Here is a 13,805-nt window from a genome sequence, read left to right as displayed (position 1 = left end):
GAGTAGATTATGGCAAAAAGAAGGATAATAAAAATTGATAAAGATAAGTGTATTGGATGTGGTCAATGTATACAAGCTTGCCCTATGGGTGTTATTGAGATTAAAGACGGCAAGGCTCACGTTGTTAATGAGCCTATCTGTGACGGTATAGGAAAGTGTATAGGTGGATGTCCTCTGAATGCGATAGAGTTTATCGAAAAGGATATAGAAGAGAATCTACCCTGTGGATGCCCTGGAACAATGGCTAAAGATTTCAGGGAAATATCTCCTTCAGGTGGTAATGCAGCTGTAGGAGCTCTATTTTCAGAGCTTAGGCAGTGGCCTCTACAGCTTAAGCTTGTAAGTCCGAATGCATCTTATTTTGATAATGCTGATATTGTGGTTGCGGCAGATTGCACTGCGTTTACGTTTGGAGATTTTCACCGAAGATTTTTAAAAAATAAGACTTTGGTTGTTTTTTGTCCAAAACTTGATAACGATATCGATATGTATAGAGAGAAGCTTACAGCAATATTTCGCGACAACAATGTAAGTTCTGTGACTGTTGTGCGCATGGAGGTTCCCTGCTGCAGCGGTATAGTAGGGCTAACAGAGACTGCAGCAAGGGATTCAGGTAAGAATATTATCATAAAAGAATATACGATCTCGATTCGCGGTGAAATAGTATGAAGCTTTATTATTCACAACATCTATGATTTGAGAATCTGAACATTGTAAGGAGTAGGATTTTGAGTAGGAGGCAAGGGCTAGAGATAGCTCTTTATGGCGACAAATAACATTAAAGTGGTACTTGTTTAAGTGCTCAATATTTACTAAAATAATAAAAACTTAAAAGATATGGAGGCTTAAGGTGGAAAAATTTAAATGTACGGTCTGCGGCTATATTTATGATCCGGCGGAAAACAGCAATATTGCGTTTTCGGATTTGCCGGATGATTGGGTATGCCCTGAGTGTGGGGTAGGTAAAGAGATGTTTGAGCTGGTAGTATAATTATTTATAAGGAGTAGTGTGGTATGGAGCTATCCGATAAGGTGATAAATTTTTTTAAGAAGCAAAGTTTTGTTATTGTGTCTACCATAGACTTAGACGGTAGAATACATTGTTCTGCTAAAGGCATAGCTGGTATTCATAAAAATGGACATGTGTTTGTAGTTGATCTATATCATAACAAAACGTACGGCAATCTTAATAATGATCCAAGAGTGAGCATAACACAGGTAGATGAGCACAGTTTTACAGGATATACTCTCACTGGACAGGCAAAGATAGTGCTTAAAGATGACATAAGTGATGATTATATAAAAGAGTGGGAAAAGAGGGTTTTAAAGAGAATGTCGGATAGGCTCATAAAAAGCGTGCAGAGCGAAAAAGTATCAAGTGCGCATTATGAGGCTCAGCTGCCTGAAGAACCTAAATATCTTATTGAGATAGATGTCGAGAGTGTAATAGATTTAGCTCCACCTTACCGCAGCAGGGAAGAGAGATGAATGCAGTAGAGATCAAAAAAGGTATATATTGGGTAGGTGCAATAGACTGGAATCTTAGGAATTTTCACGGCTATCTTACTCAGCGGGGCAGTACATATAATGCATATCTTATAATCGATGAGAAGATCACACTTGTTGATACAGTTAAGCACTATCTTTACGATGAGATGCTTCAGAGAATAAGAAATATTGTCGATCCTTCAAAGATAGATTACATTGTATCAAATCATGTTGAGATGGATCATTCAGGTTCTTTGCCCAACATGATACAGCTATGTCCTGAGGCTGTTGTTGTTACTTCTCCAAACGGGGAGAAGGGGCTTAGAAAACATTATGGCTTAAACTGGAATTTTAAAGTTGTAAATACCGGTGACTCCATAAATATCGGACAGCGTGATATACGATTTGCTCTCACACAGATGGTGCATTGGCCTGATTCTATGGTGTCATACGTTGAGCAGGACAAACTGCTGCTTTCAAACGATTCTTTTGGTCAGCATATTGCCTCTGAGGAAAGATTTGATGACGAGCTCGATATTGATATGATTATGGATGAAGCAGCTAAATATTATGCTAATATCGTTCTTCCATATGGTAATCAGGTAAAGAAGGCCCTAGATGCAGTTGCTGGGCTTAAAATAGATATGATAGCGCCAAGTCATGGTATTATATGGCGCAGGCATATAGATGATATTGTCGGCAGGTATCAAAAATGGTCTGGTAATGAAACAGAAGAAAAGGCAGTTGTTGTATATGATACTATGTGGGATTCTACTAAGAAAATTGCTGAGACAATAAGTAGTGTTTTTAAAGAGAAAAGAATATCAGTGCTGCTGATGGATCTCAAGGATATCCATATCTCAGATGTTATGACAGAGGTTTTAACAGCAAAATATATATGTGTAGGCTCGCCTACATTAAATAATGGTATGCTTCCAACGGTTGCAGCTTTTCTTACCTACATGAAAGGTCTTGATCCTAAAAATAGGATAGGCCTAGCGTTTGGATCATATGGCTGGGGAGGCCAGAGTATTGGGCAGATAGATGAAATATTGAGATCATGTGGTTTCAATATGCTAGATTCAGTAAAGGCTCAGTATATTCCCGATGAAGGGAGTGTAAATCAAATTAAAGAAAAGTTGAAAGGAGGAATCTAGTATGGCAGATTTAAAAGGGACAAAAACAGAAAAAAATCTTCTCACATCATTTGCTGGTGAATCTCAGGCAAGGAATCGCTACACCTATTTTGCGTCGGTTGCTAAAAAAGCCGGCTATGAGCAGATAGCAGCGATATTTATTGAGACAGCAGAGAATGAAAAAGAGCATGCAAAGAAATTTTTCAAATACCTTGAAGGGGGAGACGTAGAGATAGTAACGACTTTTCCAGCAGGAGTGATAGGCGATACAGCAGCTAATCTTCTTGCTTCGGCAAAAGGCGAGAATGAGGAATGGACAAAGCTTTACAAGGAAGCTGAAGCAGTAGCAAGAGAAGAAGGTTTTAGTGATGTAGCTGATACCTTTAAAGAGATAGCCGAAGTTGAAGAGCAGCATGAGAAGCGCTACCGTAAGCTCCTTACTAACGTAAAAGACGGTAAGGTGTTTAAGCGGGATGAGGTTGTTAAGTGGAAATGTCGCAACTGTGGTTATGTGCATGAAGGAAAAGAGGCTATTGAGATATGCCCAGCTTGTGCACACCCTCAGGCCTATTATGAAATTTTATGTGAAAACTATTAATTAAACAGGAGAGGTCAATATGAAAGGTATAGTATGCAAAGTATGCGGTTATGTGGCAATAAACGGTGTTGTACCTCAACAATGTCCTGTCTGCGGGGCAAAATCTTTTGAAGAAAAAAACGATGCGCTCAAGACCGCTGTTGATAAGGTCGAGGTAGGAGAATCTGAAAAGAAACATATTCCGGCCATAGCAGTTATTAAAAAATGCGAGTCTTGCTGGGATGTCTATGTAGAGATAGGAGAGATACAGCATCCGATGACTTCTGAACATAGCATACAACATGTTGATTTTTATATTGATCAAGAGTTTATATCAAGAGTAATGTTTACTCCAGATAAGCTTAACCCTGTTGTTACGCTTAATTTAAAGTCTGGAGTAGGAAAGATCGCAGCGGTGGATCTATGCAACCTGCACGGAGCATGGTTTAATGAGATAGATCTTTAATATTAAAGAGGATTAAGTAGTTAGCTAAAAAAGCTGTTCTATTCATAAATTTTAAAAATCATGGATAAGTTTACACTTATATTCAAAGAGAGCATAAAGCGCACCCCTACAGTGGAGAGCTTTAGATTTAAATCTGAAAGTCCGGTGAATTTTTTGCCTGGGCAATTTGCTCAGATTATTTTTGATAAAGAAGATAAAAATAATTACGAACTGAATAAATACCTGTCTTTTTCCAGCGCACCTGGAAAAGAGTATGTTGAATTTACAAAAAGATTAAGCGGCAGTACATTTTCAGGTAAGCTTAAAGATCTTAAAAAAGGCGATATCATTATTATAGATGGCCCAATGGGAAGATGTGTGCTCAAGGACGAATTCAAGCGTATAGGGTTTTTGATTGGGGGTATAGGCGTTACACCGGTAATATCGATAATCGAATATGCTATGGATAAAAAACTTGATACAGATATCTGCCTTATTTATGCAAACAAAAGCGAAGCAGAGATAGCTTACAGGCAAGAGCTAGATAAGTGGAGTGGGAAGAATCCTTCACTGGACATTAAATATTTTGTTCAGGCGTGTGATGTTAAGAGCGCAGCGTGCTATCAGGGTGCAATAGATTTAGGTGCTATATCGGAGCATATGAGTGACTATCGTGACAGGGTTTTGTTTGCATTCGGACCGCCTGCTATGGTAAATGCTATGATAGAGTTATGTTCAGAGTTAGGCTGCGATAAAGATAAGTTGTGGGTTGAAAATTTTATAGGATATTAATAAAGTTGATTAGGTATCTTGTATTTGCGGAAAAGATAATTCTCTCTAGCGTAAAACGTTGCAATTTTAAGACAACACCCAACCAAAGCAGTGCCATCGTTTTCTATTGACACAATGGCGGAGTTTATATTAAATTATAATGCACATATGTGCATTATAGGAGTTTTTTATGAGACCTAAAAAAACAAGATGGGTCAAGTGTGCTCCAGAAGAGCGTTGCTTTCGGCCGCAGTGTAAACCTTTGAGTAAGCTGGAAGGTGTGCATATGACTATTGATGAATTTGAGGCCATAAGACTGGCTCACTTAGAAGGTTTTAATCAAGAAAAGATAGCCGAAACTATGAAGGTACATCGTTCAACTATATCACGCATCTTAGAGTCGGCTCATAAAAAGATAGCCGATGCCTTAGTAAATATTAAAGCAATAAAAATAGAGGGCGGGTGTTGTAAAATTATAGAGAAGGGTAAAAGATGAAAGAGAGAAAGAAGTTTTTGTTAATGATGGCTATATTTTCAGTATGCTTTTATTTACCCGTTGAAGCACTGCCTTTTAGAAATCCAATTTTTGAAGCACTTGCATTAGTGCGATGGTATGCAAGAGAACATGTATTGCTATGCTTGATTCCAGCATTCTTTATAGCGGGAGCAATCTCTGTATTTGTAAGTCAAGCATCGGTGATTAAGTATTTCGGAGCAAAAGCTAATAAAGTACTTGCCTATAGTGTTGCTTCAATTTCAGGAACTATATTAGCGGTGTGTTCCTGCACGGTGTTGCCTTTGTTTTCAGGTATCTATAAAAGAGGTGCAGGGATTGGACCTGCAATAGCATTTCTTTATTCAGGTCCGGCTATTAACGCATTAGCGATTATAATGACAGCCCGCATTTTAGGATGGGAACTCGGACTTGCCCGCGCTGTAGGAGCAGTACTTTTCAGTATTATAATTGGACTTCTAATGCATCTTATATTTCTTAAAGAAGAAAAAGCACGCCATGTACCGGATGATCTTATTGTTAATGAAGATGTAAAGAGCCGGACGCTTGGGCAGAACGCGTTGTATTTTATTTTGATGGTTGCATTTTTGGTATTTGCGAATTGGGCAAAGCCGGAAATAAAGACAGGTTTGTGGGCGTTTATTTATTCCATTAAGTGGTATCTTTCATTCAGTTTGCTTGCTCTGGTAGTTATTATGCTTATCAGATGGTTTAAGAAAGATGAAGTTAGGAGCTGGACATCTGCTTCATGGACATTTGCTAAACAGATAATGCCTTTACTTCTTGTAGGTGTAATAGTAGCCGGATTTCTTCTTGGCCGGCCTAACCAGGAGGGTTTAATTCCATCATGGATAATTGCCAAAGCTGTTGGCGGTAATTCTTTATTGTCGAATTTCTTTGCAGCAATCGTGGGTGCATTTATGTATTTTGCAACTTTAACTGAGGTTCCTATCCTGCAGGGACTCCTCGGAGCTGGGATGGGAAAAGGGCCGGCTTTGGCCTTACTATTAGCCGGACCTGCTTTGAGCTTACCAAATATGTTAGTAATTCGAGGCGTTATTGGAAACAAAAAAACAGTTGTTTATGTTGGTTTAGTAGTAATTATGGCAACAATTAGTGGAATTATCTTTGGCATAATAATGGGAGGTGTAAAATGAAGATTGAAATTCTCGGTATGGGCTGTCCTAAATGTAAAATACTTTATGAGAATACTCAAGCAGTTGTTAAAGAGATTGGAGTAATGGCAGAGGTTGTTAAAGTTGAAGATATGGATAAGATAACAGGTTATGGGGTTATGATGACTCCGGCTTTAGTTGTAGATGGAGAGGTAAAAACTTCAGGAAAAATTCCTTCATCTGAGGAGATTAAAAAATGGTTAAAACAATAATAGTTTTACTTACGGTCATAGCTTTTTTTCAGATTTCAGCTATTGCTATTGCTGGTGAAAGTATGCAAGATGAAAACACCCAGCTCATTGCTTACTATTTTTATGGAAATGTTCGATGTCGTACCTGTCACAACTTAGAACAGTATGCCAAAGAGGCTATTTATAATAATTTTAAAGACGAACTGGATAAAGGCGTCCTTGTCTTTAAAACTGTAAACGTTGAGGAGGAAAGTAATGAGCATTTTGTCAACGACTATAAGCTTTATTCAAGAGCTTTAATCTTATCATTAGTAAAAAATGGAGAAGAGGTGAAGCATGAAAATCTTGTCAAAATTTGGGAATATGTGAGAAACAAGGAAAAGTATGCTAATTATGTCAAAAGCGAAATCAAAACTCTTCTTAAGGAGATAGAATGATTGAGATTCTACTTGTCTTTGGCTCTGCTCTCTGGCTTGGTGTGCTTACATCAATAAGTCCATGTCCTTTAGCAACAAACATCGCAGCTGTCTCTTTTCTTTCAAAGAAGATTAATCATCCTAAAGCAGTGCTTTTTGCAGGCATAATGTATACTTTTGGAAGAATGATTGCATACGCTGTATTAGGGGTAATCATTATTGCATCTCTTGTGAGCATTCCTTTTATTGCAAATTTTCTCCAGAAGTATATGAATAAAATTTTAGGCCCTGTTTTGGTAATTGTCGGATTGTTCTTGCTTAATATCATACGTCTTAATTTTTCAGGACTCTCTATTTCAAAGCAAAAACAAGAGTCTTTGGCTCAAGGCGGATTGAAAGGGTCTTTTGTTCTTGGAATGTTATTTGCGCTTGCATTTTGTCCAATATCTGCTGCTCTTTTCTTTGGAAGTTTAATTCCGTTATCTTTGAATAATACTTATGGGGTTGTATTGCCTCTTATCTATGGAATAGGAACAGGCCTACCTGTATTGGTCTTTTCTTTTGGAATAGCTTTTGGAATTTCTACATTGTCCCATTGGTTTAATAAGATGGCAATGTTTGAAAAACATACAAGAAAAACTACCGGGATAATATTTATTCTAGCAGGCATTTATTTTATCTGGACTCATATCAGCAGTTTTATGTAGTTATAAGAAGGTGTTGAAATATGGAGCATGCTATTCATGGGAAACAACGCAGGTTAAGTTTTTTTGAGAAGCATTTAACTCTATGGGTTATAGGATGTATTGGTACAGGTATTCTACTTGGAAAGCTGTTTCCTAATGTGGCGGTAACGCTTGATCGATTTTCGATTTATCAGGTATCTATTCCTATTGCAATATGTCTTTTTTTCATGATCTATCCTATTATGGTAAAAGTTGACTTCACCGAGGTCATTAAAGCCGGGAAAACGCCAAAACCAGTTATTCTTACTCTGTTTGTTAACTGGTGTATTAAGCCCTTTACCATGTTTGCGATAGCTACTCTTTTTCTGGGAGTTTTATTTAAAGGATGGCTTCCCGGCGTAGAGATTGTTAAAGGAGGGCAGCAGGTAGAGTTATACAGGTCTTATATTTCAGGATGTATTTTATTAGGAATTGCACCTTGCACCGCAATGGTCCTTATATGGGGGCATTTATCAAAAGGAAATGATGGTCATACCCTTGTTATGGTAGCAATTAATTCTTTGGCAATGCTTTTTCTTTATGCTCCTCTTGGCGGATGGCTCTTGGGTGTAAATAAGATGCCTATTCCCTGGCAGACCATAGTTTTATCAGTTGTAATATATGTGGGGTTGCCTCTTTTCTTGGGGTATCAATCACGCAAATGGATTATTGCCAAGAAAGGATTTAAATGGTTCAAGGAGAAATTTATTCATCGTTTAACGCCGATTTCAATCTTTGCGCTGCTTATTACATTGATCCTCATGTTTTGTTTTAAGGGAGAGCTTATTGTCAATCAACCCCAAGTTATTTTTCTGATAGCGATACCTCTTTTTATTCAAACCTGTGTTATATTTGCTTTAACATATGCAATGGCGAGATGGTTAAAGTTAGGGTATCGCGATGCTGCTCCATCAGCTTTGATTGGAGCAAGCAACCATTTCGAAGTTGCGATAGCAACCTCTGCAATGTTGTTCGGCTTATCATCAGGTGCTTCTCTTGCCACTGTTGTTGGGGTTTTGATTGAAGTACCCGTTATGCTTATGCTGGTGAGAGTATGCTTGAGAACTAAGTATCTATTTGACAGATAGGTATAATATGAGAAAATCTCTTATTGAGACTTTCGGTTGTCTTTTTTCTGTCTGCCTACAGGAGAAGATTATAGAGGTATTGATTAAGCTGTAATAAAGAAAATGTTCTAAATATTAAGGAACAAGAAAGGAAGGTTTGCTATGAAGATTTATTTAGCTGGGTATAATGTAGATGCAGGGGTCTTAAGTGAACTTAAAGGGAAGGGGACTGAGCGCGAAGATTTGACGCCTGAAGTGCTCTCTGCAGCTTATGCCCGTATAAGTCGGGATTCTCGGCCGATTAATGAGATAAGAGTAGACGCCAGAGGGGAAGTCGAACAGGCCAGGCGTTCTAATTCAGCCATTATATTTAAGATGGGACATCATTCTGTAGCTGAACACGCTGTGTTTAATCTGGATATTCTGGGTGTTTCGCGTTTTGCCATGGAAGAACTAGAGAAATTTCGATTATGTTCTTATACGGAGAAATCTCAGCGTTATATCACACTTGATAATGATTTCGTTATTCCTGATGAAATTAAGCAAACATCTTTGGAGGGCGTATTTATTGATATGATTCATCGGCAGAATAACGCGTATTTTGAGCTCCTTGAGAAACTCAAAGAGCATGTTTTTAAAAAACATGCTGATCTTGCGAAAAATCCCAAAAATCATAACCTGCTTGAAGGCTGGGCTAAAGAAGATGCTCGTTATATTACAGCTTTAGCGACAGAGTCGCAAGTTGGACAGACTATAAATGCTCGCAACTTAGAGCTCTTGCTCCGTAGATTTGCATCCCATCCCTTAGCTGAGATACGTCAGCTTGGGAAGGCTATGTATAAATGCGTTGCTGATGTAGCACCGTCTGTCATCATTTTTCATGAGGCTAATGACTTAGATAGTAAAACCTATCCTGATCTTAAAAAACTTGCCAATAAGATGATTGATTTAGCTGCTCAATCTATAGCAGTTGATAGAGAAGAAGAGGTGCGATTAGTAGAATTTACAGAAAAAGCAGATCAGGTTATCGCGGCAAGTCTTTTACATGTATCCTCGAATCTACCTTATGAAGAATGTCGATCATTTATTGAAAATCTTTCAAAAGAGGAGCAGAAAGAGGTTTTTAAGACAACTTGGGGTAATATGCAATTTTACGACTCTATGCCCCGTGAATTTGAATATGTAAATCTCTCGTTTAACATCGTATTATCTGCTGCCTGTTTCGGACAACTGAAACGGCACCGCATGTCAACGATTACAGCACAACCTTATGATATAGACTTAGGATTGACAATTCCTGAATCTATAAAAGAGATTGGTATGGATAAGTATTTTCAAAAAATCGCTGATGAAACCAACGATGTATATAACAAGATAAGGAACGAAAACCCGCAAGCTGCGCCCTATATTTTAACTAATGCTCACAGAAAGCGTGTATTGATACGGGTTAATGCTCGCGAATTGTATCATATCTCACGATTAAGGGAAGATGTTCATGCGCAATGGGACATCCAAAACATCTCTTGCGCAATGAGCAAGCAGGCAAAGCAAGTCATGCCCTTGACCTTTGCGCTGATCGGAGGCAAGGATAAATATAATGAGATATATAAAAATATTTTCGGGTATTTACCAAAGGTAACAGAGGCTATCTTACCTGGTGCACGCAATATTAAATAGAAAGCAGCGGTTATTTAATGCAGCATATTAATATGTTAGTTGTCATGCAATCTTTTGACCAGTTCCGCGTATAGTATCTTGGCTTATTAAGGTGTTGATGGGGGAGGTAAGATCACTTAGGAAGCCAAAAATCAATCAGATAGAATATGAAAAGTCCTGTATTAAATTTCATCAAGTTTTATTTTTTTATTTAAAACCTATGTTTGCTGTATAAATATGGTATATTTATTAAAGAGGGTGTGTTGGGTATGGAAATGAAAAAAACATGTTGGATATCTATCTGCTTTGTTATTTTAACTTTCAATTTACTAAATGTTTTTATATTCTCAGTTAGCGATATTTCTTTAAGACGTGTTGTTAGTTTGCCTGCAGGAATTTCTTGTGATGATATCAGGAAACAATTGGAAGAGGGGGCTACTTTGTCTCCTATTTTAGGCACTGGAGCAGATCGCGCTGAGATTAAGATTGGCAATTTGCTGCCTGCGGTTGAGATAATAAGAGCGGATAGAGGCGCTTTGAGCGGTCAAAGTATTCAGCCTAAATCATTAGTTGCCGGTGAATTTGATATTTTGATTGAAAGTTTATATCAGATTGCAAGACTTACGGAGCAGTGGAAAAATGATTCTCATCAACCTTTAGTGGAATATTTAAGTTCTAATTTAGCCTCTGGATTCTTGAAACTTGGAAACATATCTTCGGATGGAGAAAAGCTATCCTTTAGAATCGGCGGGTTCATAGATGTAGAGATGGATATAAAAACACTTCAAATTTCTAATATAGATGGGTTAGTATTTGTTCCAACTTATGATTATTTTTATGAAACTACAAAAGTTTTTAGGGCGAGTCTGGAAAATCTTTTAATGGACGGAGAAGAAAACATGGGTCTTGATTGTGCCTTAGCACATAAAAGATATTTTGAAGAACTAGATTCTAAAATGAGAGGCATAGGAGGTAGTGGCACAATTAGATTACAGCGTCACGGTGAAGACATTCCATTTGAGGTCAAATTAGAAAATGAATCAGAGATTAATGCAGCAAGCTCTGGTGTTTCAGACTATCAATATGTAGGTGATTTTTCATCATTAGATCAGGAAGGAAGCTTTTTAAATTTAATGAATACATTATACTATGGGGCTTTTGGTGCCAATGCATTTGGTGTTATTGATAAGCAGATGACTTTAGAGCCTGGATGTGCAAGAAGGAGTGCAGAAGATTTTTATGGCAAATTAGAAGAGATGGATTTCGTTGGTCAATTGCCGGAAAATATCGTTGTTCAAGAATGGGGGGCAGGGGATGGTTGTTCGGCAGCTGAATTTTTGACGAGGATGAAAGAGCTCGATGGTGAGAAAGGTACTTCGTATTACGAAAGAATAACCTATGTTTTGCTTGATTATTCTCAGGCTGTTGTTGAGAACTTGTCAAATTCACCTCATTTAGCAGCGCATAGAGATAGAGTAGAGATTAAACAAGCCGATGCTTTAAATCCCGAAATCTTAGCAGGTGTAGAGCCGGCATTGCTGATTAGGTCTAACCTGCTTTTAAACTCTTTACCTACCAAGATAATCGAGATTAGAGATGGTATAGTCTATGAAGTTGAAGCAAGGATGTATGTTGACATGAAAGAAGATGAAGTGATTGAAGGCCATAGCCTTGAGGAGATAAAACTTGCTATTCAGACGCAGGACATTGCTTTATTGCAAAAGTTAGGCAAGAAATTTTTCCAGCGGATTAAATTTGTTGAAAGATTAAGGCCGATAGAAAATTTAAGTCAAATTGATCACAGCAGGTATATTGAGGGTATTTTACATTCGGGATATGAAGGTAGATTCAGCTTGGATGTGGGTGCAGCAGCATGTCTTGAGAATATGCTTACTAATCTTACAGATAATGGTTCAATCCAAATAGCTGATGCCGGTTTTCTAAGAGATAACCTGGCGATGACAGCAAGGTTGTTACGTCATTTTGGAGCAATATACCATGCTGTAAATATGGATTTTATATCCCAGGTTTTTCCGATTACACTGGATATAACTTCACAATATGACTATGCTGGCGATTACGCTCCGAAGTTGATCCCCATGAGAAATATCATGACTATTTTGAGTGATTTTTCAAACTTTAAACGATATTTCAACTCTCAAACAGTAGGTGTCCGGGGCAGTTTAGGAGAACTTTCTAGTGAGTTGATGGAAAGATACGGCGGGTTAACTGCTACGGGGTTACGGGAGTTTATGCATAGAATTGACGAGGATGTTTCTTCTCTAGCTTTCTACCCTAGAAATACTATTGATCGATTAGAAGGTGCGGGAATTATAGATTCTGTAAGAAGAGATCTTCTTTATGAATCAGAAGTAAGAGGTAGATCTACTCAGAGAAAAATAATTCAGCTAAAAATAACTAAAGAGGATTTGGAAACGCGTCTAAGTGAATTGGGCTCTGATAGTGAGACGGAAGCGGGTATCAGTTCTCTAATAGAAACAATAGATAGGGAGATAGCTGAGTTGACTTTGCCTGGCGATATTCAAACTCAAGGTATATTTGACAGTATGCTCCTAAACCTTCGAAGTATTGAAAATGAAGAAGGTTTCAGGATTGTTGAAAATTATGAAGATGTACTTCTTTATTTGTTATATGCACAAATGAATAATAATTCACTTAATTTTATACAGAATCAGAGATATTTAACAGATGAGTATGGAGATTATGATTCGTTTCAACATTTTTTAAGAATTATAGCTTCAACAGAAGCCTTAGATGTTATTTGGTCTGATTTAGCATCTTTCTATCCCGGAGTCAAAATTATTTCTATAGAAAGAACTTCTCAATAGATTGTTCTTTAGCGTACTGTTTTTGAAATTATTTTATTTTCCAATTTGCTAAAATTTGTATCTCTTTTAATTTGTGTTATAAATAAAGTAGAGTGAGGTGTAAATAATGTTTAAAAAGTATTTTTGTATTTTGATATTTTTAGCAATATTTTTATTTATAAATCAAAATAACTTTTCTATATTGGATCAAATTGACTATAGCTTTTCTTTGCGCAGGATAAAGACAGGTGGATTTACTTTACTTACTGCATCTGAAATAGAGAGGGCAATTGAGGAAGCAGGGGGATGGCCTGAAGGTGCCTGGGTTGCACATGTTGCAGAAATTAGGGAGCTATGGGAGCAGACTCTTAATCGGCCATTAATGATGAGAGAGAAGAGATTAACAAGCGGAGATAGCTCTATTTTTTATAAGTATATTGTCATACAGCTGCTAGATGAATACTTTGTTGAGACTGGTAGGTATAGCTATAATCATATTACTCCTGCTTTGGCTCCTTCAGAGGATGGCAAAGGTATTTATTTTATATCCGCAGAAGGCTCAGGTGGATTTCCATGGCAAGAGAATAGAGACTTTTTTATTCACTTAGAAGAATTTTTGGTTTTCTCCAATGCGTTTGAAAGAGCAGGGTTTAATATGAGCAATGACACAACAGACGTTGATGATGGGCGAATGTCTAAAAACATAATATTGGAAGTACCTTATCATGTACCTGATTCAGCCTGGGAATTATATGATCAGATAGGATCTTCAGGGCATACTCTACCTAAGCAGTGGATTAGAATCGACCTAGATGG

The 13,805-nt window shown here is 37.6% G+C and carries 16 protein-coding genes; all 16 read left to right on the top strand.

Going from position 1 to position 13,805, the window contains the following annotated elements; translation table 11 throughout:
- Window positions 1-9 precede the first annotated feature (9 nt).
- Window positions 10-669, top strand: coding sequence for a 4Fe-4S binding protein (locus P9X27_02490; GenBank protein ID MDP8253247.1), 660 nt, complete (start codon window positions 10-12; stop codon window positions 667-669).
- A gap of 181 nt (window positions 670-850) precedes the next feature.
- Entirely contained in the window at window positions 851-991 is a 141-nt protein-coding gene (locus P9X27_02485) for a rubredoxin (GenBank protein ID MDP8253246.1), read from the top strand.
- 23 nt (window positions 992-1,014) lie between these two features.
- Window positions 1,015-1,488 (top strand): pyridoxamine 5'-phosphate oxidase family protein, encoded by a 474-nt coding sequence (locus P9X27_02480; protein ID MDP8253245.1) that lies wholly within the window; start codon window positions 1,015-1,017, stop codon window positions 1,486-1,488.
- On the top strand, window positions 1,485-2,645 hold the full coding sequence (locus tag P9X27_02475; protein MDP8253244.1) for an FprA family A-type flavoprotein: 1,161 nt from the start codon (window positions 1,485-1,487) through the stop codon (window positions 2,643-2,645). The genes P9X27_02480 and P9X27_02475 overlap by 4 nt, the downstream gene beginning before the upstream one ends.
- A 1-nt stretch (window position 2,646) precedes the next feature.
- Window positions 2,647-3,222, top strand: a complete 576-nt coding sequence (locus tag P9X27_02470; GenBank protein ID MDP8253243.1) for a rubrerythrin family protein — start codon at window positions 2,647-2,649, stop codon at window positions 3,220-3,222.
- A gap of 19 nt (window positions 3,223-3,241) precedes the next feature.
- Entirely contained in the window at window positions 3,242-3,667 is a 426-nt protein-coding gene (locus tag P9X27_02465; GenBank protein ID MDP8253242.1) for a desulfoferrodoxin family protein, read from the top strand.
- Between the two features lie 60 nt (window positions 3,668-3,727).
- Entirely contained in the window at window positions 3,728-4,438 is a 711-nt protein-coding gene (locus P9X27_02460) for an FAD-dependent oxidoreductase (protein MDP8253241.1), read from the top strand.
- 169 nt (window positions 4,439-4,607) lie between these two features.
- Window positions 4,608-4,913: a DUF134 domain-containing protein gene (locus tag P9X27_02455; GenBank protein MDP8253240.1), complete on the top strand. Its 306-nt coding sequence runs from the start codon at window positions 4,608-4,610 to the stop codon at window positions 4,911-4,913.
- Complete coding sequence (locus P9X27_02450) at window positions 4,910-6,088, top strand: permease (GenBank protein MDP8253239.1); 1,179 nt, start codon at window positions 4,910-4,912, stop codon at window positions 6,086-6,088. The genes P9X27_02455 and P9X27_02450 overlap by 4 nt, the downstream gene beginning before the upstream one ends.
- Complete coding sequence (locus P9X27_02445) at window positions 6,085-6,318, top strand: thioredoxin family protein (protein ID MDP8253238.1); 234 nt, start codon at window positions 6,085-6,087, stop codon at window positions 6,316-6,318. The genes P9X27_02450 and P9X27_02445 overlap by 4 nt, the downstream gene beginning before the upstream one ends.
- Complete coding sequence (locus P9X27_02440) at window positions 6,303-6,734, top strand: nitrophenyl compound nitroreductase subunit ArsF family protein (protein MDP8253237.1); 432 nt, start codon at window positions 6,303-6,305, stop codon at window positions 6,732-6,734. Before P9X27_02445 ends, P9X27_02440 begins: the two co-directional genes overlap by 16 nt.
- Entirely contained in the window at window positions 6,731-7,420 is a 690-nt protein-coding gene (locus P9X27_02435; protein MDP8253236.1) for an aromatic aminobenezylarsenical efflux permease ArsG family transporter, read from the top strand. Before P9X27_02440 ends, P9X27_02435 begins: the two co-directional genes overlap by 4 nt.
- 20 nt (window positions 7,421-7,440) lie before the next feature.
- Complete coding sequence (gene arsB / locus P9X27_02430; protein ID MDP8253235.1) at window positions 7,441-8,526, top strand: ACR3 family arsenite efflux transporter; 1,086 nt, start codon at window positions 7,441-7,443, stop codon at window positions 8,524-8,526.
- 141 nt (window positions 8,527-8,667) lie between these two features.
- Window positions 8,668-10,182: an FAD-dependent thymidylate synthase gene (thyX, locus tag P9X27_02425; protein MDP8253234.1), complete on the top strand. Its 1,515-nt coding sequence runs from the start codon at window positions 8,668-8,670 to the stop codon at window positions 10,180-10,182.
- A 248-nt stretch (window positions 10,183-10,430) separates the two neighbouring features.
- Window positions 10,431-13,010: a hypothetical protein gene (locus tag P9X27_02420; GenBank protein MDP8253233.1), complete on the top strand. Its 2,580-nt coding sequence runs from the start codon at window positions 10,431-10,433 to the stop codon at window positions 13,008-13,010.
- Between the two features lie 106 nt (window positions 13,011-13,116).
- Window positions 13,117-13,805, top strand: a 689-nt coding sequence (locus P9X27_02415) for a hypothetical protein (protein MDP8253232.1), incomplete at its 3' end; no start/stop codon positions are given.

It is taken from the genome of Candidatus Kaelpia aquatica (assembly GCA_030765335.1).
Taxonomy (GTDB): Bacteria; Omnitrophota; Gorgyraeia; order Kaelpiales; family Kaelpiaceae; genus Kaelpia; species Kaelpia aquatica.
Note: the sequence above shows the minus strand (reverse complement) of the source record. Positions and strands in the feature narration are given on the sequence as shown.

What these genes read in the sequence shown, in the direction of transcription:
- P9X27_02490 (MDP8253247.1), top strand. Translation starts at nt 10, where the DNA reads ATGGCAAAAAGAAGGATAATAAAAATTGATAAAGATAAGTGTATTGGA.
- P9X27_02480 (MDP8253245.1), top strand. Translation starts at nt 1,015, where the DNA reads ATGGAGCTATCCGATAAGGTGATAAATTTTTTTAAGAAGCAAAGTTTT.
- P9X27_02475 (MDP8253244.1), top strand. Translation starts at nt 1,485, where the DNA reads ATGAATGCAGTAGAGATCAAAAAAGGTATATATTGGGTAGGTGCAATA.
- P9X27_02470 (MDP8253243.1), top strand. Translation starts at nt 2,647, where the DNA reads ATGGCAGATTTAAAAGGGACAAAAACAGAAAAAAATCTTCTCACATCA.
- P9X27_02465 (MDP8253242.1), top strand. Translation starts at nt 3,242, where the DNA reads ATGAAAGGTATAGTATGCAAAGTATGCGGTTATGTGGCAATAAACGGT.
- P9X27_02460 (MDP8253241.1), top strand. Translation starts at nt 3,728, where the DNA reads ATGGATAAGTTTACACTTATATTCAAAGAGAGCATAAAGCGCACCCCT.
- P9X27_02455 (MDP8253240.1), top strand. Translation starts at nt 4,608, where the DNA reads ATGAGACCTAAAAAAACAAGATGGGTCAAGTGTGCTCCAGAAGAGCGT.
- P9X27_02450 (MDP8253239.1), top strand. Translation starts at nt 4,910, where the DNA reads ATGAAAGAGAGAAAGAAGTTTTTGTTAATGATGGCTATATTTTCAGTA.
- P9X27_02445 (MDP8253238.1), top strand. Translation starts at nt 6,085, where the DNA reads ATGAAGATTGAAATTCTCGGTATGGGCTGTCCTAAATGTAAAATACTT.
- P9X27_02440 (MDP8253237.1), top strand. Translation starts at nt 6,303, where the DNA reads ATGGTTAAAACAATAATAGTTTTACTTACGGTCATAGCTTTTTTTCAG.
- P9X27_02435 (MDP8253236.1), top strand. Translation starts at nt 6,731, where the DNA reads ATGATTGAGATTCTACTTGTCTTTGGCTCTGCTCTCTGGCTTGGTGTG.
- arsB (MDP8253235.1), top strand. Translation starts at nt 7,441, where the DNA reads ATGGAGCATGCTATTCATGGGAAACAACGCAGGTTAAGTTTTTTTGAG.
- thyX (MDP8253234.1), top strand. Translation starts at nt 8,668, where the DNA reads ATGAAGATTTATTTAGCTGGGTATAATGTAGATGCAGGGGTCTTAAGT.
- P9X27_02420 (MDP8253233.1), top strand. Translation starts at nt 10,431, where the DNA reads ATGGAAATGAAAAAAACATGTTGGATATCTATCTGCTTTGTTATTTTA.